We start from the raw sequence: 23564 nt of genomic DNA, 5'->3' as shown, positions 1-23564 counted from the left end.
TTATCGATCCTGACCCCGCGCACGATTGAAACCACTCTTGTCAAATGATTCAGCCTGAGGTGTAATGCTCATCCTCAACATAGTAAATCATTAATCTTGCGGCTACCCCGCATCAGGAGTGCGATCCGCATGCTCGACCAGGCTTTATCTTTTGTGCTCGACGGCTATACCCAGTCAAGTCGCCTTCTGCGCCTGAGCACGCCGATCGGCACCGACAAATTACTGGCCGAATCGGTGCGCGCGGAGGAGACCATAGGCTCCGGCTACACCTACCGCATCGAAGCGTTGTCGACCGATGCCGACATCCCCCTGAAGTCGCTGCTCGGCCAGCCTGCCTTGCTGGAGTTGCTGACCATCGCCGGCACCGACGCGCCGCGCCCTTTCCACGGCCATATCACTTCGGTGGAACTGCACGGCTCCAATGGCGGCTTTGCGCGCTACCAGTTGACCGTCGAACCGTGGTCCGCCTTCCTCGGACTGGGACGCGACAGCCGGATATTCCAGGACATGAACGTGTTCGACATCATCGACGCGGTATGCGCCAGCTACGAGGGCCAGGGCCGGCTGACGCCTTTGCGCCGCTTCGATATCCTCGACCGTGACGTCTATGCCAAGCGCAGCCTGACCACGCAGTATCAGGAAAGCGATCTTGCCTTCATCACCCGGTTGATGGAAGAGGAAGGCCTGTTCTATTTCTACGAACACAGCGGCGACGCCGACAGCCCTTCGCTCGGCAGCCACACCATGGTCATCGCCGACCACAACGGCAGCTTCGTCGCCAACGCGCAGCCGGTCATCCGTTACACCCAGCCGGGCGCTGTCATGCGGGAAGACAGCCTGGACCGCTGGCGCACCGAGATGCGCCTGCAGACCAATGCGGTCAGCCTGCGCAGCTGGGACTACCGCTCCCTGAGCACGCGCCGCGTCAGCGCCAGCGGCGAGGGGCCGATGCTGACCAGCGACGACGTGCCCGGCGCCTATGCCTACACCAGCCGCGAACACGGCCAGCGCATGGCGGACCGCCAGGTGGAAGCCTTGCAGGCCAGCCGCGAAATCCATGTCGGCGCCGGCACGGTCCGCACGCTGGCGCCCGCGACCACCTTCACGCTGCAGGGCGTCAGCCAGCTTGACGCGGCCGACAGCGATCAGCAGCGCCAGTTCCTCATCGTTCGGGTTGTGCACCTGATGCACAACAATCTGAGCGCGGAGACCCAGGGCAGCATACTCAAGATGCTGGGGCAGGGGCCGTTGAGCGCCGCGCTGCAGGAAGAAACCCGCGGCAGCCTGCACGCCGTCGGCTCAACCATCGCCGATCGTCCACTGTACCGCAACCGCATCGACGCCATTCCCGCCGCCACGCCTTACCGCAGCCGCGCCAGGACCGAGCGGCCTGTGATGCGGGGGCAGCAAAGCGCGATCGTGGTCGGCCCGGCCGGCGCCGTCGTGCACACCGACCGCGATCATCGCATCAAGCTGCAGTTTCACTGGCAACGCGGCAGCGCTAGCCACAGCCGCCTCGACCATCCGGCCGCCGCCAGCCACACCGGCGCGCCCGCCGACGACACTGCCGGCACCTGGGTGCGGGTGGCGACGCCGCTGGCGCCGGTGGCCGGCGCCAACTGGGGCAGCAACGCGCTGCCGCGCGTCGGCCAGGAAGTGCTGGTCGACTTCATCGAGGGCAATATCGACCGCCCGGTCGTGATCGGCGCGCTCTACAACGGCAAGGGCGCGGACGACGCCCAGCACAACGCGGTGGCGCAAGGCGGGGGCGCCTCGACCGGCAACGCCAGCGCCTGGTTCCCCGGCGCCACCGGCGCCCATGCACATCCTGCGGCGCTGTCGGGCTTGAAGTCGCAGGCCATGGGGGCCAGCCAGCAGGGCGCCGGCAGCTACAGCCAGCTGGTGTTCGACGATACCCCCGGCGAGCCGCGCCTGGCGCTGCAACACCACGCCGCGCCGCACGCGGGCACATCCGAGCTCAACCTGGGACAGCTGCGCCATCAAACCGACAACCAGCGGCTGGCGCCCGCCGGCTTCGGCGCCGAGCTCAAGACCGAGCACAGTGCCGCGTTGCGCGCCGGCCAGGGCATGCTGCTGACCAGCCACGGCGGCAGCGGTGCCCAGCTCGATTCCAGCGAGGCCCGCAGCCAGGCCGAAGCGAGCCGGCAATTGCTGCAGCAACTGGCGGAGACCGCGCAAAAGCACAACGCCACGCTGGCCGGCGAAAAGGCGGCGGCCGAGATGCCGGCCGTTGCCGCGATGGCGCACAGCGCCGAGGTGCTGGGCCGCAGCGCCAGCGGCAGCGATCAACAGGACAGCAGCGGCGGCCTCGGTATGGCGGCGGCATATCGCGAGGCGCATCTGCAGTTGTCCAGCCCGGCCGGCATCGCGGCGGTGACGCCCGCCAGCGCCGTGCTTGCCGCGCAAGGCAGTTCCAGCCTGGCGGCGGGACAGGACATCAACCTGGCCGCGCAAGCCAACAGCCTGCACCTGGTCGCCGGCGGCATCAGCCTGTTCACCTATGGCAAAGCGACCGATGCGCAAAAGCCGAACCAGGAAACCGGCATCCGCCTGCACGCCGCAAGCGGGCGCGTAAGTAGCCAGAGTCAATCGGGGCCGACGCGCCTGACGGCCGACAAAGCCATCACCGTGGCCAGTGTCGCGCGTTCGGTTAATGTCACCGCCAAGCAGCATGTGATGCTGACCGCGCAGGGCGCCCACCTGAAGCTCGAAGGCGGCAACATCGAGCTGCATGGCCCCGGCACCATGTCCTTCAAGGCGTCCCAGAAGGAACTGACCGGCCCCGCCAGCGCCACCGCCGTGCTGCCGCGCCTGCCGAACGGCGAGCTCAATTTGAACCAGTCGGTGCGCCACGCCTACGCCGCGCAATACCAGGTGCTGCGCGGCGAGCAGCGCCTCGCCCAGCAGCCATACCTGCTGAAGCTGCCCGACGGCAGCGTGCACTACGGCCTTACCGACGCCAAGGGCAAGACCATCAAGGTCGGCACCCAGGAACCCAAGCCGGTCGAGCTGACCTTGCTGGCCAAGGATAGCTGGGACCAGGAAAACATCAACGTGTGGCACCAGGAAATGGATCGCCACTGGGACTGAGCGCTCCGCGCACGGTCTTTGTCATCAGGAGATAGCAGGAAGATGGGTATCAAGAATAAATTCAGTGCGGCGCTTGTGGCTGCGGGCGTGGTGTTGGTGCATGCGGGCTGCAGCGCCGGCGACCAGGCGCCCTGGCGCGAGCAGATGCAGTGCGGCGACACGCAGTATGTGATCGAATCCGACTGCAAGCCGAGCAAGGACTCCGCCACGCTGAACCAGTGCAAGTCGCAGACGCTGAGCGTGAGCCACGGCGGCACTGCGCGCAAGGCGGCGCTGCCGGAGCTGAACAAAGTCAGCGCCAAGTCCATCGTCGAGACCGGCGGCAAGGTCAGCAAATTGTTCGTCACCCAGTGGGCCTGCGCGCGCGGCGACAAGGGCGACGTCGCGGTCATGTATTACTCGATCGGCGGCGGCTCGGCGCCGTATGCGGAAGCCTATTCCATCTATGACGAGGCAGGCGCGCTGATCGAAAACGAGGACAGCGCCAAATATGAGCAGGCGCTGGCGCACAGCGACGGCCACATGAAGAAAGTCAAATCGATCATGCCGCGTTAAGGATCGGGAGCCGCCAGTGTCCACCATCTACGAGATCTTGCGCGCGTCCAAAGGGGCCGCGTACAGCGAAGACAAGATCAAGAAATACTCCTACCTGCACATGCAGCCCAAGATCGACAAGCCGGCCGGCGCGCTGGCCGGCCTGTCGCGCATCCACGGCGACGCCTCGCCGCAGGTGCAGGACCGCATCATCGACATGCTGGTGGAGATCGGCGCGCGCTACAAGCTGCCGTACCGCGATATCGCGCACATGCTGTTGTTCTGCAAGATCGAGTCGGGCTTCAATCCCGACGCGGCGGCCGGCACCACGTCCGCCGCCGGCCTGGGCCAGTACACCAAGGCCACCGTGGAGGAGGCCGCCAAGGAGGAAGTGTCGAAGAAGCGGCTGGGCTTTGTGCTGGAACTGGACGGCCATGTGTTCGACGCCGAACGCGGCGCCTACGGCATCGTGCTGTCGTACATGTTTGCCAAGGAACGCGCCATCAAGTATTTCGGCAAGAACTATGAAAAGCATTTATATCTTTTCCACCACGAGGGCTGGTACTTCCAGGCGACCGCCGACAACATGGCCGAGGACCGTCCGAAAGCCGTGCTCAAGATCATCCAGACCAAGATCCTGCCCTTCCTCGATCCGCTGGAAAAGCTGTTGTCGGCCAAGACCAACCTGTCGTTCAAGCTGCTGACCAAGGACGACAAGCCCTACGCCGGCCAGCCCTACGTGGCGATCTACCCGGCCAAGGCCGGCACGCAGGGCCGCCCGGTCAAGGTGCAGGGCAGCAAGGACAAGCCGCAAGTCGTGCTGGGCAAGACCGACGGCAACGGCCATACCTCGCCCATCATCGCGCCCGGCCTGTCGGAGGTGCTGTTCGTGATCCTCCATCCCGAGTACAAGGATTTGCTGCAGGTGAACGGCAACAGCGTGGAAGAGACGCACGAGGTCAAGGACCACGAGACCCTGTCGAAGATCGCCAAGGACCACCACACCACGGTCGCCGAGCTGCAGAAGATCAACCACATCGCCAATCCGAACCAGCTCAAGGTCGGTCAACAGCTCAAGCTGCATGAAGGCGAGTATCTGTGGCGGCGGCCGCCGATGTCGCTCATCGGCGCCTATCTGCAGCAGGCGATGAACGTGCATCCGGCGGCGGTGCCCGCGATGGTCGAGCACAAGCGCAGCCACATCATCCTGCCCCAGGGTAACCAGGCGCAGCAGCACGCCGGCACCGAGCAGGTGGTGGCCATACGCGGCGGCGCCACCAGCGACGAGGTCGCGCAGCGCAAGAAGGAAAAGGCCGTCAAGCATGAGACGGTGGAGAAGGACATCAAGAAGCAGGTGGTGAAGCCGCCTCCGCCGGCAGGCAAGGCGATCAAGGAGGGCCTGTTGTTCCCCTTCGAGAAACGCCCGTCGGCCTCGTATCACGAGGGCGCGCTGCAATTCAATTCCAGCCGGGGCGCGCGGCGCCACGCCGGTTGCGACCTGTACGCGCCGGTCGGCACCGAGGTGCGGGCGATGGCCGACGGCGTGATCCTGCAGTGCTATTCGTTCTACTGGCATACCGACGCGGTGGAGGTCGACCATGGCGACTTCATCGTTCGCTACGGCGAGGTGGCGCCGCGCAGCGCCAAGGAGCAGCAGGCCATGCGCGGCAAGGAGGTCAAGCGCGGCGACGTGATCGGCAAGGTCGGCCAGCTGATCAAGGACAACGGCAAGAAGCACAAGGACACGATGTTGCATCTTGAGCTGTACAGCAGTAATCTGTCGACCGCCAAGAGCCAACTCACCGACAAGAAGCGCGGCCCGTTCCAGCGCCGCGCCGATTTGATGGACCCGACCGCGACGCTCGACAAGTGCGTGATGACTTAAGCCCGACCCTATATCCGACTGGAACAACATGAAAACAAGCTACGCCATCCTGGGCCTGTGCCTGGCCATCAGCGCTTGCGCCCAGGCGCAAAGCGAACCGACTCCCGCGGAGCATGTCTTTGACGTGCTCGCTTCGCCCAAGCTCTTCACGAGTAACTGGAAGCAGGCGATGCAGCAGCTGGCCCCGTGGTGCAAGCCGAGCACGCGCCCCGAGCGCGAACAGATCAAGCGCGGCAATGTGGAATGCGGCGACAACGTCAAGGCCGACAGCTTCGCGATGTCGCCGGAGACGGGCGGCAATGTCGAGCTGGTCCAGGCCACGTTCGGCGGCGCGGCTAATTGCGCCTATGTCAAGAAAATCCTGACCCGCAATTTCGGCAAGCCGAGCACGGTGAAGGGCGAGTGCGACATGGCGTGGAAACTCAAGCCGGCGTCCAAGGGCGGACCGCAGCGCTACGTGAACTTCGAGGCTTCGACCTCCGACGACAAGGTCTACTACACGCTGGGCGTCGAGCAAGGGCCTTGAACGCTCTCCGGCATCAATCAGTGGTTGGACCAGTCAGGCCGATTCCATCCTGCTGACGACGTAATCGATGTGCGCCTGCATGGCGGTGCGGGCCGCTTCCGGCCGGCGCCCGCAAATGGCCTGGCAGATGGCGCGGTGCTGCTGCAGCAGCTGGCCCGACACTTCGGTGTCGAGCTTGCGCAGGCTGGAACCGTTCAACGTAATATGCTCGCGCAGGATGCCGAGCACGCTGGCGTGCAGATGCAAAAACATGCTGTTGTGCGAGGCCAGCGCGATCGCCTCGTGCAGGCGGGCGTCGATGGAGGCCTCGGCCGCCTGGTCGTCGTCGGTGCGGGCTTGTTCCAGGCCGATCAACAAATCGCGGATCCGTCCGTGTTCCTCGTCATTGCCGCGCAGCGCGGCGTAGTAGGCCGTCGCGCCTTCCAATACCCGCCGGAATTCCAGCACATCGCCCAGCACGGCCGGATGGTCCGTCACCAGCTGCCCCCACGGCGACGCCGTGCTGGTGCGCAGCTGATCGCTGACGAAGACGCCGGCGCCGTGCTTGCTGCGCAATAGCCCGCGCGCCACCAGGCGTTGCAGCGCCTCCCGTATCGTGTTGCGCGACACCTCGTATTGTTCGGCCAGCGCGCGTTCGGACGGCAGGCGCGCGTTGGCCGGATAGCTGCCGTCCAGCAGCGCCGTCTCCAGCTTGCGCAACACTCCCTCGACCAGTCCGCTCGTTTTCATTTTGATATGCCTCTGTTGTATTCGCTGGTCCAACCAATTTGCGACGGCCTCGCCGCACGGGAATTATGGAGCTTGTCCGACGAATAAGCAAAAACAGAGGAGACCTCACATGCTAGCGCGACACTATCCGCCCGGCCCGGACAAGGCCAACCCACACGTCTACCTGTTCGGCACCTGCGTGATCGACCTGTTCATGCCGGAAGCCGGGCTCGATGCCGTGCGCCTGCTGGAGCGTGAAGGTCTGACGGTGCATTTCCCGCGCGGCCAGAGCTGCTGCGGCCAGCCGGCCTACAGCAGCGGCAAAAATCCGAACAGGTAGCGATGCTGTGGCGCCCCCCCCCCACAACTCGACCTGTTTTCCCAACCCTGGCCGGTCATCGTGCCGTCCGGCTCCTGCGCCGGCATGATGCGCCACCACTGGCCCACGCTGTTCGACGACGATCCGCAAGCCGCCGCCAAGGCGCGCGAGTTGTCGGAGCGCGTCTACGAACTGAGTGAATTCCTGCTGCACGTATTGCACGTGAATTTTGGCGGATCGACGACACAGCCGGATGAACAGGTGGTGCTGCACACCTCCTGCGGCGCGCGGCGCGAGATGGGCACGCGCGCCCACGGCGTCGCCTTGCTCGACGCGCTGCCCGGCGTAACGCGGGTGGAGCACTCCCACGAATCGGAGTGCTGCGGATTCGGCGGCACCTTCTCGCTCAAGCATGACGACATCTCCGGCGCCATGGTCACCGACAAAATCGCCGCCGCCTGCGCCACGGGGTGCGAACGGCTGGTCTCCGCAGATTGCGGCTGCCTGCTCAACATCGGCCACGCCGCCAAGCGGCAGGGCGCGTCGCTGCAGGTCGAACACCTGGCCAGCTTCCTGTGGCGCCGTGTGGGAGCCGCAGCATGAGCGCGCGCGAACTCATACTGGGCAAGCTGCTGGCGGCGGCGCCGGCTCCCGGCATGCCGCTGCGCGAGCTGGAAGACCGCATCAACTCCCACCATGCGCGCGGCCCGTTGCGCGGAGCCTCAAGCACCGAACTGGCCGACACGCTGGAACGCGTGATGACATCCGTACGCACGGACGTATGGCGCGTCGACGCTCACAGCTGGCCCGCGCTGCTGGCGCAAAAACTCGCCGCCGCCGGCGTCGGCAGCCTGCTGCTCGACACCGCACGCGCTGAAGGCGCCGCGTTGGCCGCCGCCTTGCCGGCCGAAGTGCGTACCGTGTCCTTCGACCGTCCGCTGGAAGAGTGGAAGAACCAGCTGTTCACCGACGTGGACGCCGGCTTCACCGTGGCCCGTTCCGGCATCGCCGCCACCGGCACGCTGGTGCTGGCGCCCGACGCGGGATCGCCGCGCACGGTGTCGCTGGTGCCGCCGCTGCACGTTGCGCTGGTCTATGCGAGCACGCTGCATGCGGACCTGCACGCGGCGATGCATGCCGAAGCCTGGAGCGCGACCATGCCGACCAACCTGGTGCTGGTGTCCGGCCCGTCGAAGACGTCGGACATCCAGCAGACACTGGCCTACGGCGCGCACGGACCGCGCGCGCTGTGGGTGTTCATCATCGACGATACCGCAGGAGCGACAGCATGAACGCCCCCATGCACTTCATGCCGCCGGCCGATTTCCGCGCCCGCGTCAGCGACGCCCTGCAAGACACCAAACTGCGCGGCAGCATGCGCGGCGCGATGGACTTCCTGCAGGATAAGCGCCGCGCCCAATTCCCCGACGGCGACGAACTGGAACAGCTGCGCGACCTGGGCGAAGCGGTGCGCCAGCACGCGCTGGCCCATCTGCCGGAACTGCTGGTGCGGTTCGAAGCGAAGCTGCAGGCGGCCGGCACCCACGTGCACTGGGCCGCGAACGCCGACGAAGCCAACGCCATCATCCTTGAAATCGCCCAGCGGCGCGGCGCGCGCAGCGTCATCAAGGGCAAGTCGATGGCGAGCGAAGAGGTGGAACTGAACCACCACATGGCGCAGCATGGCATCGACTGCATCGAATCCGACATGGGCGAATACATCGTGCAGCTGGCGGGCGAGAAGCCGTCGCACATCGTCATGCCGGCGGTGCACAAGACGCGCGCCGACATCGGCGCGCTGTTCGAACGCCACATCCCCGGAACGCCGTACAGCGAAGACGTCGACACGCTGATCCAGGCCGGCCGCCGCGCGCTGCGCCAGGCGTTCGCCGACGCCGACATCGGCCTGTCCGGCGTGAACTTCGCGGCGGCCGATACCGGCACCCTGTGGCTGGTCGAAAACGAAGGCAACGGCCGGCTGTCGACCAGCGTGCCTGATGTGCACATCGCGCTGATGGGCATGGAAAAAGTCGTGGCGAAGCTGGAGCACATCGTGCCGCTGGCCAGCCTGCTGACACGCTCGGCGACCGGGCAGGCCATCACCACCTACTTCAACCTGATCACCGGACCGCGCCGCGCCGGCGAAATGGACGGACCGCGCGAACTGCACGTGGTGCTGCTCGATAACGGCCGCACGCAAGCCTACGCCGACGAGCAGCTGCGCGCCACGCTGCAGTGCATCCGCTGCGGCGCCTGCATCAACCATTGCCCGGTCTACGCGCGGGTGGGCGGCCACGCCTACGGCACCACCTATCCCGGCCCGATCGGCAAGATCATTTCGCCCCACCTGCTGGGGCTTGAAGCGACCGCCGACCTGGCGACCGCCTCCAGCCTGTGCGGCGCATGCGGCGAAGTGTGCCCGGTACGCATACCGATACCGGCCCTGCTGGTGCGGCTGCGCACCGAGGCCAATCGCGATCCGGCGCAGGAAGTCGAGAACGCGCTGCGCGGGCAGGGCGCCAGCTTCAGTCGCAGCGAGCGGCTGGTGTGGCGATTCTGGAGCGGCGCGTTCGCGCGGCCTAGCGTGTATCGCTGGTTCCGCTGGGCCGCCACGCGGCTGCGCGCCTTCGCTCCACGCAACCAGTTGGGATGGACCCGACACCGCGAACCGCTCAAGCCGGCCGCGCGCAGCCTGGCCGACCTGCTTCGGGAAAGGGGGCAGGCCGAATAGGGGGGGGGCCGCCGTTTGGCGGTGGGGTGAATAATTTTCACGGCTGCGAACAATTCATTTCATCTTTTCGTACCACCGATAGCCGGCGCCTGGCCTATACACTCGTCGCATCTTTTTAGCTCTGCAAAAAAATATATTTTTACTCTTGGAGGAGACCACTATGCAAACCTGGAATCAGATATACGCGCCGCTAGGCAGCTTGGGGCTATCGGCCCTGGTTGCCGCCGTGCCGATCATTTTCTTCTTTCTCGCGCTGGCAGTGCTGCGCATCAAAGGCCACGTCGCCGCCGCCGTGACGCTGGCGCTTGCGCTGGCAGTCGCCATCTTCGCCTACGGCATGCCGGTGCCGCAGGCGCTGGCCGCCGCAGGCTACGGCTTCGCCTATGGCCTGTGGCCGATCGCCTGGATCATCGTCACCGCAGTGTTCCTGTATAAAGTGGTCGACCGCACCGGCCAGCTCGAAATCATCCGCGCCTCGGTGCTGTCGATCACCGATGACCAGCGCCTGCAGATGCTGCTGATCGGCTTCTCGTTCGGCGCCTTCCTGGAAGGCGCGGCGGGCTTCGGCGCGCCGGTGGCGATTACGTCGGCGCTGCTGGTCGGCCTGGGTTTCAATCCGCTGTACGCGGCTGGTCTGTGCCTGATCGCCAACACGGCGCCGGTGGCGTTCGGCGCGATGGGCATTCCCATCATCGTGGCAGGGCAGGTCACCGGCATCGACGCCATGCACATCGGCGCGATGGCTGGCCGTCAGTTGCCGCTGCTGTCGCTGGCGGTGCCATTCTGGCTGGTGTTCATGATGGACGGCACGCGCGGCATCAAGGAAACCTGGCCTGCGGCGCTGGTGGCTGGCGGCAGCTTCGCCGTGACGCAGTACATCACCTCCAACTTCATCGGCCCTGAACTGCCGGACATTACCTCCGCCCTGGTCAGCCTTGGTTCGCTGACGGTGCTGCTGAAAGTATGGCAGCCAGCCAGCGCCAAAGCCGGCGCCCGCAGCGCCATTTCGATGGGCGGCGGCACGGCGGCGATGGCCACCTTCGGCGGCGGCTCGGCCACCGGTTCCGCACCGCGTATCCGCAAGCAGTCGCCATACAGCACCGCCCAGACGGTGCGCGCGTGGGCGCCGTTCGGCATCCTGACCGCCATCGTCACCGTATGGAGCCTGCCGCAGTTCAAGGCGATGTTCGCCGGTAGCGGCGCGCTGGCCGGCACCGTGATGAAATTCCATGTGCCGTACCTGGACCAGATGGTCATCAAGATGTCGCCTATCGTCGCCGCGCCCAAGGCGTATGAGGCGGTCTTCAAGCTGGACCTGCTGTCGGCCGTCGGCACCGCCATCCTGTTGTCCACGCTGGTCTCGATGGCGCTGCTGCGCTTCAAGCCGATGGCCGGCCTGCGCGCCCTGGCCGATACGGTGGTTGAGCTGCGTCGTCCTATCCTGTCGATTGGCCTGGTGCTGGCGTTCGCGTTCGTCGCCAACTACTCCGGCATGTCGTCGACCCTGGCGCTGGTGTTGGCCGGCACCGGCGCCGCGTTCCCGTTCTTCTCGCCGTTCCTCGGCTGGCTGGGCGTGTTCCTGACCGGCTCGGACACTTCGTCGAACGCCTTGTTCTGCTCCCTGCAAAACACCACGGCGCACCAGATCAATGTCTCCGACACCTTGCTGGTGGCGGCCAACACCACTGGTGGTGTCACCGGCAAGATGATCTCGCCGCAATCGATCGCCGTGGCCTGCGCCGCGACCGGATTGGTGGGACGCGAGTCCGAGTTGTTCCGCTTTACCCTCAAACATAGTCTGCTGTTCGCCACCATCGTTGGTATCATGACGGTATTGCAGGCGTATGTATTTACGGGGATGGTGCCGCACTGACGCTTTTCCCCAGCCCTGCCAAGGGTTTGTGAAAGGCGCATATCCATGCCGAGACGTTTCCCCCCGGTGCACGCGCTGTCCGCTTTTGAAGCGGCGGCGCGTGCCGGTTCATTCGCGGTCGCCGCGCAGCAGCTGTGCATTACGCCGTCGGCGTTGTCGCACCGTATCCGCCTGTTGGAGGAGTTCGTCGGCGACCGGCTTTTCGTGCGCGACGGCCGTTCGCTGACGTTGTCGCCGTTCGGCCGCTCCTACCTGGATGTGGTCTGCCAGGCGCTGCGTACGCTGACCGATTTTCCCCTTCCTCACCGCAGCGCGCCGGTTCAGCCGCGCGTCAAGATCACGGTGCCGCCGACCTTCGCGCGCTACCTGCTGATGCCGCGCCTGGCCGAGTTCACCGAAGCCCATCCCGAGATCGTGGTCGAGGTCTTCCTGTCGGTGCCCCTGTATGACCTGTGCGTGAACGAGACGGATCTGGAGGTCCGCTTCGGCGCCGGAAAATATCCCGACATGGTGACCACGCGGCTGTTCGGCGAGCCGGCGTTTGCCGTCGCCAGCCCGGCCTACCTTGAGCGGATCGGCGGCATCGCCACGCCCGCGGATTTGAAGAAGGCCACCTTGCTGCGCTCCGCGCTGGAGCAGTGGAAGCCGTGGTTCGAGCAGGCCGGCCTGGATTGGCCTGAGCCGGCCGACGCGCTGCGTGTCGACGACCTTGGCCTGCTGCTGGAGGCGGTACGCCACGGCCACGGTGTTGGATTGACGCGACAGCACTTCGCGCAGGACATGATCGCCAGCGGCGAAGTGGTGCAGCTGTTCGACGTGCGCCTGGCGTCGCCGCCGCACGCGTATTACGTGGTGTACGAGCAGAGCGCCCACATCCGGCCGGAGGTGAGCTTGTTCATTGACTGGATGATGGCGGCCTATCCCGACCACGAACGCGACGCATGAAAAATCTACGCTTCAGCGGTTAATTCTTTTCACCGCTGGAGCGCTACGCAGGCCGCTACACTGGACGCCATTTCCATCGCATCCAAGGCCACTCATGAACGCGCCGCCAGCCCCGCCACTGTTACTGAAGGAACGCAAACAAGCCATACTGGCCGCGCTGCGTGGCCTGCTTCCTCCGCACTGCCTGCTGTCCGAGCAGGAAGACACCCGACCCTACGAATGCGACGGCCTGACCGCCTACCGGCAGTTGCCGCTGGCCGTGGCGCTACCCGAGACGGAGGCGCAGCTCATCGAGCTGCTGAAGGCATGCAGCGCGCTGCAAGTGCCGATCGTGCCGCGCGGCGCCGGCACAGGATTGTCCGGCGGCGCCATGCCGATCGCCGATGGCATCGTCATCTCGACCGCCAAGATGAGCCGCATCCTGGCGCTCGATCCATTGGCGCGCACGGCGCGCGTGCAGCCCGGCGTGCGCAACCTGGCCATCTCCGAGGCCGCCGCGCCGCACGCGTTGTACTACGCGCCGGACCCGTCGTCGCAGATCGCTTGCACCATCGCCGGCAACGTGGCCGAGAACTCGGGAGGCGTCCACTGCCTCAAGTACGGCCTGACCCTGCACAACGTGATGCGGGTGCGGATGGTGTCGATGGACGGCGAGGTTATCGAACTCGGTGGCGCCGCGCTTGACGCGCCGGGACTGGACCTGCTGGCGGTATTCATCGGCTCCGAGGGCATGCTGGGCGTGGTCACCGAAGTGACGGTGCGGCTGATTCCGAAGCCGCCGCTTGCGCGCGTCATCATGGCATCCTTCGACGATGTCGTCACCGGCGGCGACGCGGTGGCGGAGGTGATCGCGGCCGGCATCATCCCGGCCGGCCTGGAGATGATGGACCGCACCAGCGCGCGCATGGTCGAACCCTTCGTCAAGGCCGGCTACGACACCGACGCCGCCGCCATCCTGCTGTGCGAATCGGACGGCATGCCGGAAGAGGTGGAAGAGGAAATCGAACGCATGAGCGAAGTGCTGCGGCGCGCCGGCGCCAGCGCCATCGCGGTGTCGGGCAGCGAGGCGGAGCGCATGCGCTTCTGGTCCGGCCGCAAGAACGCGTTTCCGGCGGCGGGGCGCATCTCGCCCGACTACTACTGCATGGACGGCACCATCCCGCGCAAGCGCCTGGCCGAAGTCCTGCAAGGCATCGCCGCGATGAGTGAGACCCACGGCCTGCGTTGCGCCAACGTGTTTCACGCCGGCGACGGCAACCTGCACCCATTGATCATGTTCGACGCCAATGAGCCCGGCGAATTCGACCGCGCCGAACGCTTCGGCGAGGCGATCCTGGCGCTGTGTGTGGAAGTCGGCGGCACCATCACCGGCGAACATGGCGTGGGCATCGAGAAGATCGACGCCATGTGCGGGCAGTTCACCGTGAACGAGGTGGCCGCCTTCATCGGCGTCAAGCGCGCCTTCGATGGCGCCTTCCTGCTCAATCCAAACAAAGCCATACCCACACTGGACCGCTGCGCCGCGTATGGCAAGCGGCAGGCGCGCGGCGGCATATTCAAGTTTGTCAAACAGGTGGGAGCATGACGATGGAATCGATAGTGAACCAGTTCCGCGACCGCATCGTGGCCGCCGGCGCCGCACGCACGCCGCTGCGCCTGTGCGGAGGCGGCAGCAAGAACTGGTACGGGCAAACGCCGGAGGGCGAGGTGCTGGAGACGTCCGCCTACCAGGGCATCGTCGCCTATGAGCCGACGGAGCTGGTGGTGACGGCGCGCTGCGGCACGCCGCTGTGCGATCTGGAACGGGAGCTGGCGCTGCAGGGCCAGATGCTGGCGTTCGAGCCGCCGTACTTCGGCCCCGGCGCCACGGTGGGCGGCATGGTGGCCGCAGGGCTGTCCGGCCCGCGCCGCCAGAGCGTGGGCGCGGTGCGCGATTTCGTGCTCGGCGCGGTGCTGATGGACGGCCGTGGCGACATGCTGCGCTTCGGCGGGCAGGTGATGAAGAACGTGGCCGGCTACGACGTCTCGCGCCTGCTGGCCGGGTCGCTGGGCGTGCTGGGATTGCTGCTGGAAGTATCGCTGAAGGTGCTGCCACGGCCGACGACGGAGGCCACGCTGCGGCTGGAGCTGGATCAGGAGGAAGCCTTGCTGCGCCTGAATCGCTGGGCGGGTCAGCCATTGCCGCTGTCCGCGTCCGCATGGCACGACGGTGCGTTGACGCTGCGCCTGTCCGGCGCGCAGGCTGCGGTGGCGGCGGCCGCGCGGCATATCGGCGGCGAGACGCTGGAGCCCGAAGCTGCGGCGCTTTGGTGGAGCGATCTGCGCGAACACAGGCACGCATGGTTCGCGGAGGCGGAAGCCCCGCTGTGGCGCCTGTCGCTGCCATCCACGACGCCGGCGCGCTCGCTGTCCGCATTGGACGACGGCGCGCAGCTGATCGAGTGGGGTGGCTCGCAACGCTGGCTGCGCAGCGCGGCCGATCCCATCGCGCTGCGTGCGCGGGTGGCGGAGCTGGGCGGCCACGCCACCATGTTCCGCAACGGCGACAAGCGGCATGGCGTGTTCCAGCCGCTGGCGCCGGCCGTGCACACGATCCACCGCAACCTCAAACAGCACTTCGACCCGGCCGGCATCTTCAATCCCGGCCGCATGTACCGGGACCTGTAATCATGCAAACCAATCTGGCAGAACAATTCAAGAACACCGCCGACGGCGACGAGGCCGAAGCCATCCTGCGCGCCTGCGTGCATTGCGGTTTCTGCACCGCGACCTGTCCCACCTACCAGCTGCTGGGCGACGAGCTGGATGGACCGCGCGGCCGCATCTACCTGATCAAGCAGGTGCTGGAAGGGCAGGCGGCCACGGAGCGCACCCAGTTGCACCTGGACAGATGCCTGAGCTGCCGCAACTGCGAGAGCACTTGTCCGTCCGGCGTGCAGTATGGCCGTTTGCTCGACATCGGCCGCAAGGTGGTGGAGCAGCAGGTGGGCAGGCCGGCGCGCCAGCGTTATCAGCGCCTGCTGCTGAAGGAGGCGCTGCCGCGCGCGTGGCTGTTCCGGCCCGCGATGAAGATGGGGCGCATGGTGCGTCCGCTACTGCCGGCGGCGTTGCAGGAAAAGGTGCAGCCCTTGCCGGATGCCGGTGCATGGCCGCGCGGCGGACAGGCGCGCAAGATGCTGCTGCTGGACGGTTGCGTGCAGCCGGAGATGGCGCCGAATATCAACAGTTCGGCCGCGCGCATCCTGGCTGCGCTGGATGTGGAACTGGAGGTGGCGCCGCGCGCCGGCTGCTGCGGCGCGATCCGCTATCACCTGGCCGACCACGATGGCGGGCTCGATGACATGCGTCGCAATATCGATGCATGGTGGCCGCTGCTGGAAGCCGGCGCGGAAGCCATCGTGATGACCGCCTCCGGTTGCGGCGCCACCGTCAAGGAATATGGCCATCTGCTGCGGGACGATCCGGCCTATGCGGCCAAGGCGCAACGGGTGTCCGAGCTGACGCGCGACATCAGCGAGATCCTGTACGACGAGCAGGCGGGCTTGCAGGCCTTGCTGAAGCAGCGGCCGCCCGCCGAGCCGGTGGCGTTTCATCCGCCATGCACGCTGCAGCACGCGCAGCGCATACGCGGCAAGGTCGAGGAGCTGCTGCGCGGCCTGGGCGTCGACGTGCGCCTGTGCGCAGACAGCCATCTGTGCTGCGGCTCGGCCGGTACATATTCGCTGCTGCAGCCGGAGTTGTCGCACCAGCTGCGCGACCGCAAGCTGGCCAATTTGCAGGCCACGGGCGCGGCCCGCATCGTGTCCGCCAACATCGGCTGTCAAAGCCATCTGCAATCGGGGACGCCGATGCCGGTCGGGCACTGGATCGAATTGATCGACCAGATGCTGGCGTGACGAGCTGCTTGCCCTAGTTGTTCATGCGCTGGGTATGCGTCCACTGGTGGTCGGACGCGTACACGGCCGAGCTGTAGGTGCGGTAGGTCTGGCCTTCGCCCGGCCACGGGTTCATGATGTAGATGTAGTTGACCCCGTTGTAGGTTTCATAGCCGCGTCCAACCATGATGTGGCCGCCGCCGCCGGTCCAGCCGTAGCGGATCACGAACGGCCGGTTGGCGTTGATGTCGGACACCACGCTGTTCCATGACGAGGCCGAGTTGTACGCCGTGTTCGACACGCCCCACGCGTTCAGGATGCTCTGCACGCTGCCGTTGCTGCCGTACATACTGTTGGGCTGGTTGGCGTAGCTGTTCCAGTCGAAGGTCGAATTGCCGCAGGCGTAGTTCAGGCCGAAGGCCCAGTTGACGATCTGGCACTGGCTGGGCGATTGGCCGTAGTAGTTCAGCACGGCCTTGCTGGAGCCGGCCCAGCACCACTGGCTGTGCTCCTGCGTGACCAGCGGCACGTTCAGCGTTTTCCACTGCGCGAAGGCGGACGGCAACATCGCCAGCAGGCCGGCGCTCAATATCAGGCTGTTCAGTTTTTTCATGTGGGTCTCCTTGTTCCGCGCGGCTTAGCGCGTACTGTCCAGATTTTTTTTGACCGCCACGCGCAGCGGCTCCAGCAAGTCGCTCGCGTCGAGCAGGCCGTCGCCGGCGCCTTTGCGTTGCAGCAGCAGCGACTGGCGCGCCGAATGCAAGGGCGCGAAGCGCACCGCGCCATTCTGGGCCGAGCTCACTTCCAGGAAATCGGACTGGGCCTGGTAGATGCGCAGCACGCGCACGTTCGAGCGTTCCGCGTTGGCGTAGGCGCCCATGGCCGCGTCCAGATCCTTGGCCATCACGGAGGCGCCGTAGGCCACCGTCTCCCATTTGCCGTTGACCTGTTCGACCGTGGCCAGGCCGATCGGCTGGTCGTGGAGGGTGATGACGAAGCGCCAGATGCCGGTCGGCCTGGTCATGGACTTCATCTCGCGGCGGCCGGCCAGCAGGTCGCTTGGATCGATGGTGTAGACCGGGAAGCCGTAGGCGATGCGGGCGTCCTTCAAGTCCTGCACGTCGGCCACTTCCAGCGGGAAGCCTTGCGGCGCGCTGCCGGCATGGCTCTGCACCTGGTATTGGACGAACTGGGCGAAATCGCGCCGGACTGCGCTGGCGGCGCCGTCGCGCTGCGACTGCGGCGATGCGCTCAGTTGCGCGGCCTGCGCGTACAGCGCGGGGCTGGACAGGGCCAGGCAGCTTGCGGCGGCCAGGCCAAGTAGGATTGAAATGCGCGGCATGGTATCGGTCTCCTCTTGCGGTGGAATGGGGTGGTGCGGCAGCCATTCTAGGTAATCCAAAATGCAAGTTTGTCGATTTTGAACAATTGAGACAGATGCTCCGAGTCTTTTGCGTTTCTTAACAATCGAAAGTCGCTGGCGGATGATGTGACGTATTGCAACGTGTCATCACAATTGCTGTCCACGTGCAGGTTTGGGTTGTATTATTAAGCCCATCGTCATGTTCAATCCACAGAGGTGCATTCATGTCAGAAGCAAAAAAATATCGTCTGGTCACCCGCAGCGATTTCGACGGGCTGGTGTGCGCAGTCCTGTTAAAACACCTGAATATGATCGACGAGATCCTGTTTGTGCATCCGAAGGATATGCAGGACGGTAAGATCGCCATCAGCGACAATGACATCACCACCAATCTGCCGTTCGTGCCGGGCGTGCATCTGGCCTTCGACCATCATTTGTCGGAAACCATCCGCAATACGGGCGAGCGCAAGAACCATGTGATCCATCCGGAGGCGCCGTCGGCCGCGCGCGTGGTGTACGACTACTACGGCGCCGAGAAGGCTTTCCCGGCTTCCTGGCACGACATGATGGTGGCGGTGGACAAGGGCGACGCCGCCCGCTTCAACGAGCAGGAGGTGCTCAATCCCGAAGGCTGGGATCTGCTGAACTTCCTGATGGATGCGCGCACCGGCCTGGGCCGCTTCCGCGAGTTCCGCATCTCGAATTACAACCTGATGATGGACTTGATCGACTATTGCAAGAACCATACGATAGCCGAGATCATGGCCTTGCCGGACGTGAAAGAGCGCAAGGAGCTGTACTTCGAGCACGCCGAGAAGTGCAAGGAGCAGATCCGCCGCTGCGCCACCGTGCACAAGAACCTGGTGGTGCTGGATCTGCGCGACGAGGAGATCATCTACGCCGGCAACCGCTTCATCATCTATGCGATGTATCCGCAGACGAATATCTCGATCCACGTGCTGTGGGGCTTGAAGAACCAGAACACCGTGTTCGCCACTGGCAAGTCGATCCTGAACCGCACCTCCAAGACCAATATCGGCGCGCTGATGCTGGAGTATGGCGGCGGCGGGCATGAGAATGCCGGGACGTGCCAGGTCGATAATGAGCGGGCGGAAGAGGTGCTGGAGGCGTTGATCGCCCGAATCAACTCGGAAGGTTAAAAAAAAAGGCGCTCTGATGAGCGCCTCTCTCTTTATGCCTCTTCCTTTTCGGGAAGCGCGATCTTGTTATCAGTGCTGAACTGGTAGTCCTTGAACACGTGCTCGGCGGTGAGCAGCTGGTACTCGCCGTCGGCCTTCTTGTGCGTGGTGTCCTTCAGGCGGTAGGTGTAGTGGCCGCAGGTCCAGCAGTTGAAGTTGCGCATGTGGGTGCACAGGCAGGTCTTGTCCATGACCACGATGTTCTTCTCGGTCGGGTGCGCCGCCACTTCGCGGTTGTACGAATTGATGTAGGCGCAGTTGCCGGTCGCGTCCAGCAGGTAGCCGTACGATTCGCAGCCCGGACGGATGCCCGCGCCGATGGCCGGCGTGTTCTTGAGCATACGCATCGGATAACCGGTCGGCGAGATGCCGTTGACGATGATGTCCTCTTCCGACGCCTTGAAATATTCCTGCTTGACCTTGGCCGGCAGGCCGCACTCGTTGGTGACGGTGAAGCGGGTCGCCACCTGCACGCCCGCCGCGCCCGCTTCCAGGAAGCGCACCGCGTCGCTGCCGGTGAAGATGCCGCCGGCCGCGATCAGCGGGATGTCCAGGTTCTCGGCCTTCAGGTAATCCAGCAGTTCCTGCGTGATGGTCATCAGGTCGTACTCGGCCCAGTCCATGCCGAAGCCCAGGTGGCCGCCGGCCAGCGGGCCTTCGACGATGATGTAGTCGGGCAGGCGGTCCAGCTTGGCGTTCTTGCGCAGGAAGATCTGCAGCGCGCGCACCGACGAGACGATGATGCCCAGCTTGGCCTCGCGGAAGCGCGGGTGGTCGGCCATCAGCGCGAACGAGCCGAAGTGCAGGCCGGCCGACAGCGTGATGCCGTCCACGCCGGCGTCCAGCGCCGCGTTCAGGCGGGTGCGCAAGGTTTCGCGCGGGCCGTTCATGGTCAGCTTTTCCATGCAGTTGACGAAGATCAGGCCTGGACCTTTTTTCGCCGCCATGGTGGCGCCGATGTGGCGGCGCTGCGCGTCGGCCAGGCGTTCCAGGTCGAACTGCACCACGGACTTGTCCATGTTGTTGATGTTGAACTTGTAGAGCTTGGTCTTGTCCTTCACGAAGCTGGTGTCGAACTTGCGGTCCGATACGTCTTCGACCATGGCGTCCGAGATATGGCCGATGCCGCCCAGGCGGGCCGCCTCCAGCGCCAGCTCCGAGGTCGAAATATCCACTCCCATTCCGCCGACCATGATGGGCACGTACTCGTTTTTGCCAAATCGCAGGCGGAAATCATCAACACGTTTCATTGCTATCCTTAGACTACCGTAGTGGTTGCCGGGCGAAAAGCCCGGCGCTATGCGTGATATGCGGTCGCGCGGCAGTACACATTGCATGGAGCGGGTTCGATTCTACTCCATGTGTACTACAGCATTGTGACGCCACGGAGGGCGTGGCGCGAGGGATCAGTCGCGGAAGTTGTTGAATTCCAGCGGCATGTCCGGCACGTCCTTGCGCAGCATGGCCATGGCCGCTTGCAGGTCGTCGCGCTTGGCGCCGGTGACGCGCACGGACTCGCCCTGGATGCTCGCTTGCACTTTCATCTTGCTATCCTTGATGACGCGCACGATTTTCTTGGCGTCGTCGGATTCGATGCCGTTCTTGACCTTGATCACTTGCTTGACCTTGTCGCCGCCGATCTTCTTGATATCGCCGTCTTCCAGGAAGCGGACATCGACTTTGCGCTTGGACAGCTTGTTGGTGAGCACGTCGCGCACCTGCTGCAATTGGAATTCGGAATCGGCGACGACGGTCAGTTCGTTTTCCTTGTGCTCGACCGAGGCGCCCGTACCCTTGAAATCGAAGCGGGTGGCGATTTCCTTTTGAGATTGCTCGACGGCATTCTTCACTTCGATCATATCGGCTTCGGAGACTACATCAAACGACGGCATAACTATTTCCTTTTCGTGTGGCATGCAGCATGCACTCAATCCGCTGCATCAAAGACTGACATTTTAACGGACAACGGGCCGAAAGCCGCCATATCGACACTGGTTTTTTGCTTGTTTCGCTCTATAATCGATGAAATTTCCCAGGTTTTTCCTCCATGCATCCACAGTCAGCCATCCAGTACCAGTTCCCACTTCAATCCCTCAACACCTTCGGCATCGCGGCGAGCGCGCACGCATATTTGCGCGTGACGAAAACAGAGCAACTGCTCGGCGTTTTTGCCGATGCCGCCTGGGTTTCCTTGCCGAAGCTGGTGCTGGGTGGCGGCAGCAATCTGCTGCTGACCGGCGACTTTCCCGGCCTGGTGCTGCACATCGCGCTGCAGGGACGCGAGGTGTTGGCCGATGATGCGGACCATCACTATGTGCGGGCGGCGGCCGGCGAGAACTGGCACGAGTTCGTGCAGTGGACGCTGGCGCAAGGCTTGGGCGGTTTGGAGAACCTGTCGCTGATACCGGGCACGGTAGGCGCGGCGCCGATCCAGAACATCGGCGCCTACGGCCTCGAAACCAAGGACGTGTTCCACAGCGTGACCGTGTTCGATCCGGCCAGCGGCGAGACGCGCACGATGGATGCCGCCGCATGCCGCTTCGGTTATCGCGACAGCATTTTCAAGCAGGACGGCGGCCGCCACCTGATCATCCTCGATGTGTGCTTCGCGCTGCCCAAGCGCTGGCAGCCCAACCTGCGCTACGCCGAACTGGCGCAGGCGCTGGCGGAGCAGGGCATCGCCACGCCGTCGGCGCAGCAGGTGGCCGACACGGTGATCGCGATCCGCCGACGCAAGCTGCCCGATCCCGCGGTGATCGGCAACGCGGGCAGCTTCTTCAAGAATCCGGTGGTGACGGGGGCGCAGTGCGCGGCGTTGCTGGAGCAGTTCCCGACGCTGGTGCATCACGCGCAGCCGGACGGCAGCGAGAAGCTGGCGGCGGGTTGGCTGATCGATCAATGCGGATGGAAGGGGCGCAACCTGGGCGCGGCGGGCGTGTACCCGAAACAGGCGCTGGTGCTGGTCAACAATGGCGGCGCGAAGGGCGCCGACGTGGTGGCGCTGGCGCGCGCGATCCAGGCGGACGTGCAGGCGCGCTATGGCGTGCTGCTGGAGCCGGAGCCGGTGTTCATTTAAAAATGGCGGGCGCGCGGCCCGCCATCACACGCGTTAGCCGAAGTGGCAAACGTAATCGACCGTCTCCACGGTCTCGATATCGAAGCTCGAATTGCCGCCCACCTTGAACTCCTGGCCCGCCGCGTAGGTCTGCCATTCGCTGGCGCCGGCCAGGCGCACCTTGCACACGCCGCCGATGATCTCCATCGTTTCCGGCGCGCCGGTGTTGAAGGTCAGGCTGGAAGGGAAGATCACGCCGACGCTTTTCTTGCTGCCGTCGGCGAAAATCACATTGTGCGAAACGCATTTGCCGTCGAAGTAGATGTTCGATTTCTTGACGACGCTGACTTGATCAAATTGAGCACTCATACTGCTGTTTTTCCTTGGTTCGATGCGGAGGGGAGACCAGGCAGGCCGGCCGCGTTCATCACGCGGTTACGGCCGCCGCGCTTGGCGGCATACAGTGCCTGGTCGGCTTGTTGGATCAACTGCTCGATGCTGGAGGAGGGCGACGGCACCACGCTCGCCACGCCGATCGACATGGTCACGGTGGAAAATTCGGTCTCCGCCAGCGGGTTCTCGATGGCCAGTTGTTCCAGGTGGCGGCGGCACGACTCGGCCACGATCAGTGCCCCAGTCAGTGGTGTCTCCGGCAGGATAATGGCGAATTCCTCGCCGCCGTAGCGCGCGGCCAGGTCGGCCGGGCGCTTGAGGTGTTCGGTTAATACGGCGGCCACTTTTTTCAGGCACAAATCGCCCGCCTGGTGGCCGAAGCTGTCGTTGTAGCGCTTGAAGAAATCCACGTCGCACATCAGCAGCGTCAAGGGCTGCTTGTCGCGCTGGCCGCGCTGCCATTCCACGCGCATGCACTCGTCGAAGCGGCGGCGGTTGGCGATGCCGGTCAGGCCGTCGAGCGCGGCCAGCTTTTGCAGCTCCAGGTTGGCGTCGGCCAGCCGCTGCTCGCTCTCGCGCAGAAAGCGGAAGGCCTGGTCGCGCTGCAGGCGGCTGACATGCGCGCCCGAATGGTAGCGGATGCGCGCCAGCAGCTCCAGCTGGTCCGGCAGCTTGACCATGTAGTCGTTGGCGCCGGTGGCGAAGCTGTGCGCCTTGAGCTTGGGGTCTTCCTTGGCCGAGAGGACGATCACCGGCACATGCCGCAGTTCCTCCCGCGCGCGGTACTGCTGGATCAGGGCGAAGCCGTCGACGGACGGCATAACCAGGTCCTGCAGGATCACGGTGGGCTGCCATTGCAGCGCGCTTTGCAGCGCCTGCGATGCATCGCTCACGGCGTGGAATTCGATGTCGTCCTGGCCGCTCAACATGCGGCGCACCGCTTCGACGATGATCGACTGGTCGTCCACCAGCAGCACACGGGCCTTGAACGCCGTCAGCGACTGCCCTGTATCTGCTGCGATTACATGTGCTTCTGACATCTGCGTT

General features: G+C 64.9%; 20 protein-coding genes and 1 pseudogene. 14 read left to right on the top strand and 7 right to left on the bottom strand.

What is annotated here, in order from left to right; all coding sequences use genetic code 11:
• The first annotated feature begins 129 nt into the window (after positions 1 to 129).
• The 4 genes from HUX88_RS28460 to HUX88_RS28445 are packed head-to-tail and all read left to right on the top strand — an operon-like array spanning position 130 to position 6056.
• Positions 130 to 3111, top strand: a complete 2982-nt coding sequence (locus tag HUX88_RS28460; RefSeq protein ID WP_176363934.1) for a type VI secretion system Vgr family protein — start codon at positions 130 to 132, stop codon at positions 3109 to 3111.
• Positions 3112 to 3153: 42 nt separating this feature from the next.
• Positions 3154 to 3666, top strand: coding sequence for a hypothetical protein (locus HUX88_RS28455; protein ID WP_176363933.1), 513 nt, complete (start codon positions 3154 to 3156; stop codon positions 3664 to 3666).
• 16 nt (positions 3667 to 3682) lie between these two features.
• On the top strand, positions 3683 to 5530 hold the full coding sequence (locus tag HUX88_RS28450; protein ID WP_176363932.1) for a LysM peptidoglycan-binding domain-containing protein: 1848 nt from the start codon (positions 3683 to 3685) through the stop codon (positions 5528 to 5530).
• Between the two features lie 28 nt (positions 5531 to 5558).
• Positions 5559 to 6056: a hypothetical protein gene (locus HUX88_RS28445; protein ID WP_176363931.1), complete on the top strand. Its 498-nt coding sequence runs from the start codon at positions 5559 to 5561 to the stop codon at positions 6054 to 6056.
• Between the two features lie 33 nt (positions 6057 to 6089).
• Here the strand turns inward: HUX88_RS28445 and HUX88_RS28440 are convergent, their stop codons facing one another.
• Positions 6090 to 6785, bottom strand: a complete 696-nt coding sequence (locus HUX88_RS28440) for a FadR/GntR family transcriptional regulator (RefSeq protein ID WP_117015326.1) — start codon at positions 6783 to 6785, stop codon at positions 6090 to 6092.
• Positions 6786 to 6894: 109 nt separating this feature from the next.
• On the opposite strand from HUX88_RS28440, the pseudogene HUX88_RS28435 reads away from it, so the two are divergent.
• The 8 genes and pseudogenes from HUX88_RS28435 to glcF all read left to right on the top strand — a co-directional run bounded on the left by HUX88_RS28435 (position 6895) and on the right by glcF (position 16528).
• Positions 6895 to 7686 (top strand): annotated as a pseudogene (locus HUX88_RS28435) ((Fe-S)-binding protein).
• Positions 7683 to 8375, top strand: a complete 693-nt coding sequence (locus tag HUX88_RS28430; RefSeq protein WP_117015324.1) for a lactate utilization protein C — start codon at positions 7683 to 7685, stop codon at positions 8373 to 8375. Before HUX88_RS28435 ends, HUX88_RS28430 begins: the two are co-directional and overlap by 4 nt.
• Positions 8372 to 9814 (top strand): LutB/LldF family L-lactate oxidation iron-sulfur protein, encoded by a 1443-nt coding sequence (locus HUX88_RS28425; RefSeq protein ID WP_117015323.1) that lies wholly within the window; start codon positions 8372 to 8374, stop codon positions 9812 to 9814. The genes HUX88_RS28430 and HUX88_RS28425 overlap by 4 nt, the downstream gene beginning before the upstream one ends.
• Before the next feature lie 160 nt (positions 9815 to 9974).
• A complete protein-coding gene (locus tag HUX88_RS28420; protein ID WP_117015322.1) occupies positions 9975 to 11687 on the top strand; it encodes a lactate permease LctP family transporter in 1713 nt (570 codons plus the stop codon).
• Positions 11688 to 11732: 45 nt separating this feature from the next.
• Positions 11733 to 12632 (top strand): LysR substrate-binding domain-containing protein, encoded by a 900-nt coding sequence (locus HUX88_RS28415; RefSeq protein ID WP_176363930.1) that lies wholly within the window; start codon positions 11733 to 11735, stop codon positions 12630 to 12632.
• A 94-nt stretch (positions 12633 to 12726) separates the two neighbouring features.
• Positions 12727 to 14217 carry an FAD-linked oxidase C-terminal domain-containing protein gene (locus HUX88_RS28410; RefSeq protein WP_176363929.1) on the top strand — a complete coding sequence of 497 codons (1491 nt, stop codon included), beginning with the start codon at positions 12727 to 12729 and terminating at the stop codon, positions 14215 to 14217.
• Positions 14214 to 15299: a glycolate oxidase subunit GlcE gene (gene glcE, locus HUX88_RS28405; protein WP_176363928.1), complete on the top strand. Its 1086-nt coding sequence runs from the start codon at positions 14214 to 14216 to the stop codon at positions 15297 to 15299. The genes HUX88_RS28410 and glcE overlap by 4 nt, the downstream gene beginning before the upstream one ends.
• A 2-nt stretch (positions 15300 to 15301) precedes the next feature.
• Entirely contained in the window at positions 15302 to 16528 is a 1227-nt protein-coding gene (gene glcF / locus HUX88_RS28400) for a glycolate oxidase subunit GlcF (RefSeq protein ID WP_176363927.1), read from the top strand.
• Between the two features lie 13 nt (positions 16529 to 16541).
• Here glcF and HUX88_RS28395 read toward each other — a convergent pair whose 3' ends face one another.
• Both HUX88_RS28395 and HUX88_RS28390 read right to left on the bottom strand, forming a co-directional pair.
• Positions 16542 to 17120 carry a C39 family peptidase gene (locus HUX88_RS28395; protein ID WP_117015317.1) on the bottom strand — a complete coding sequence of 193 codons (579 nt, stop codon included), beginning with the start codon at positions 17118 to 17120 and terminating at the stop codon, positions 16542 to 16544.
• A 24-nt stretch (positions 17121 to 17144) separates the two neighbouring features.
• Positions 17145 to 17849, bottom strand: coding sequence for a hypothetical protein (locus HUX88_RS28390; protein WP_117015316.1), 705 nt, complete (start codon positions 17847 to 17849; stop codon positions 17145 to 17147).
• A gap of 245 nt (positions 17850 to 18094) precedes the next feature.
• On the opposite strand from HUX88_RS28390, the gene HUX88_RS28385 reads away from it, so the two are divergent.
• Positions 18095 to 19030: an exopolyphosphatase gene (locus HUX88_RS28385; protein WP_117015315.1), complete on the top strand. Its 936-nt coding sequence runs from the start codon at positions 18095 to 18097 to the stop codon at positions 19028 to 19030.
• A gap of 32 nt (positions 19031 to 19062) precedes the next feature.
• Here the strand turns inward: HUX88_RS28385 and HUX88_RS28380 are convergent, their stop codons facing one another.
• Entirely contained in the window at positions 19063 to 20319 is a 1257-nt protein-coding gene (locus tag HUX88_RS28380; protein WP_117015314.1) for a nitronate monooxygenase, read from the bottom strand.
• Between the two features lie 156 nt (positions 20320 to 20475).
• Positions 20476 to 20961, bottom strand: a complete 486-nt coding sequence (locus HUX88_RS28375; protein ID WP_117015313.1) for a YajQ family cyclic di-GMP-binding protein — start codon at positions 20959 to 20961, stop codon at positions 20476 to 20478.
• Positions 20962 to 21116: 155 nt separating this feature from the next.
• Here HUX88_RS28375 and murB point away from each other — a divergent pair, with 155 nt between their 5' ends.
• A complete protein-coding gene (gene murB, locus HUX88_RS28370; RefSeq protein ID WP_176363926.1) occupies positions 21117 to 22145 on the top strand; it encodes a UDP-N-acetylmuramate dehydrogenase in 1029 nt (342 codons plus the stop codon).
• A 33-nt stretch (positions 22146 to 22178) separates the two neighbouring features.
• Here murB and HUX88_RS28365 read toward each other — a convergent pair whose 3' ends face one another.
• Complete coding sequence (locus HUX88_RS28365; protein WP_020705687.1) at positions 22179 to 22493, bottom strand: pyrimidine/purine nucleoside phosphorylase; 315 nt, start codon at positions 22491 to 22493, stop codon at positions 22179 to 22181.
• Positions 22490 to 23557 (bottom strand): diguanylate cyclase, encoded by a 1068-nt coding sequence (locus HUX88_RS28360; RefSeq protein ID WP_176363925.1) that lies wholly within the window; start codon positions 23555 to 23557, stop codon positions 22490 to 22492. The genes HUX88_RS28365 and HUX88_RS28360 overlap by 4 nt, the downstream gene beginning before the upstream one ends.
• Positions 23558 to 23564 lie beyond the last annotated feature (7 nt).

It is taken from the genome of Duganella sp. BJB1802 (genome assembly GCF_013369445.1).
Taxonomy (GTDB): domain Bacteria; phylum Pseudomonadota; class Gammaproteobacteria; order Burkholderiales; family Burkholderiaceae_D; genus Rugamonas; species Rugamonas vulcania_A.
The sequence above is the reverse complement of the archived record's forward strand: the minus strand, read 5'-3'. Positions and strand labels throughout refer to the sequence as shown.

What these genes read in the sequence shown, in the direction of transcription:
- HUX88_RS28460 (WP_176363934.1), top strand. Translation starts at nt 130, where the DNA reads ATGCTCGACCAGGCTTTATCTTTTGTGCTCGACGGCTATACCCAGTCA.
- HUX88_RS28455 (WP_176363933.1), top strand. Translation starts at nt 3,154, where the DNA reads ATGGGTATCAAGAATAAATTCAGTGCGGCGCTTGTGGCTGCGGGCGTG.
- HUX88_RS28445 (WP_176363931.1), top strand. Translation starts at nt 5,559, where the DNA reads ATGAAAACAAGCTACGCCATCCTGGGCCTGTGCCTGGCCATCAGCGCT.
- HUX88_RS28440 (WP_117015326.1), bottom strand. Translation starts at nt 6,785, where the DNA reads ATGAAAACGAGCGGACTGGTCGAGGGAGTGTTGCGCAAGCTGGAGACG.
- HUX88_RS28430 (WP_117015324.1), top strand. Translation starts at nt 7,683, where the DNA reads ATGAGCGCGCGCGAACTCATACTGGGCAAGCTGCTGGCGGCGGCGCCG.
- HUX88_RS28425 (WP_117015323.1), top strand. Translation starts at nt 8,372, where the DNA reads ATGAACGCCCCCATGCACTTCATGCCGCCGGCCGATTTCCGCGCCCGC.
- HUX88_RS28420 (WP_117015322.1), top strand. Translation starts at nt 9,975, where the DNA reads ATGCAAACCTGGAATCAGATATACGCGCCGCTAGGCAGCTTGGGGCTA.
- HUX88_RS28415 (WP_176363930.1), top strand. Translation starts at nt 11,733, where the DNA reads ATGCCGAGACGTTTCCCCCCGGTGCACGCGCTGTCCGCTTTTGAAGCG.
- HUX88_RS28410 (WP_176363929.1), top strand. Translation starts at nt 12,727, where the DNA reads ATGAACGCGCCGCCAGCCCCGCCACTGTTACTGAAGGAACGCAAACAA.
- glcE (WP_176363928.1), top strand. Translation starts at nt 14,214, where the DNA reads ATGACGATGGAATCGATAGTGAACCAGTTCCGCGACCGCATCGTGGCC.
- glcF (WP_176363927.1), top strand. Translation starts at nt 15,302, where the DNA reads ATGCAAACCAATCTGGCAGAACAATTCAAGAACACCGCCGACGGCGAC.
- HUX88_RS28395 (WP_117015317.1), bottom strand. Translation starts at nt 17,120, where the DNA reads ATGAAAAAACTGAACAGCCTGATATTGAGCGCCGGCCTGCTGGCGATG.
- HUX88_RS28390 (WP_117015316.1), bottom strand. Translation starts at nt 17,849, where the DNA reads ATGCCGCGCATTTCAATCCTACTTGGCCTGGCCGCCGCAAGCTGCCTG.
- HUX88_RS28385 (WP_117015315.1), top strand. Translation starts at nt 18,095, where the DNA reads ATGTCAGAAGCAAAAAAATATCGTCTGGTCACCCGCAGCGATTTCGAC.
- HUX88_RS28380 (WP_117015314.1), bottom strand. Translation starts at nt 20,319, where the DNA reads ATGAAACGTGTTGATGATTTCCGCCTGCGATTTGGCAAAAACGAGTAC.
- HUX88_RS28375 (WP_117015313.1), bottom strand. Translation starts at nt 20,961, where the DNA reads ATGCCGTCGTTTGATGTAGTCTCCGAAGCCGATATGATCGAAGTGAAG.
- murB (WP_176363926.1), top strand. Translation starts at nt 21,117, where the DNA reads ATGCATCCACAGTCAGCCATCCAGTACCAGTTCCCACTTCAATCCCTC.
- HUX88_RS28365 (WP_020705687.1), bottom strand. Translation starts at nt 22,493, where the DNA reads ATGAGTGCTCAATTTGATCAAGTCAGCGTCGTCAAGAAATCGAACATC.
- HUX88_RS28360 (WP_176363925.1), bottom strand. Translation starts at nt 23,557, where the DNA reads ATGTCAGAAGCACATGTAATCGCAGCAGATACAGGGCAGTCGCTGACG.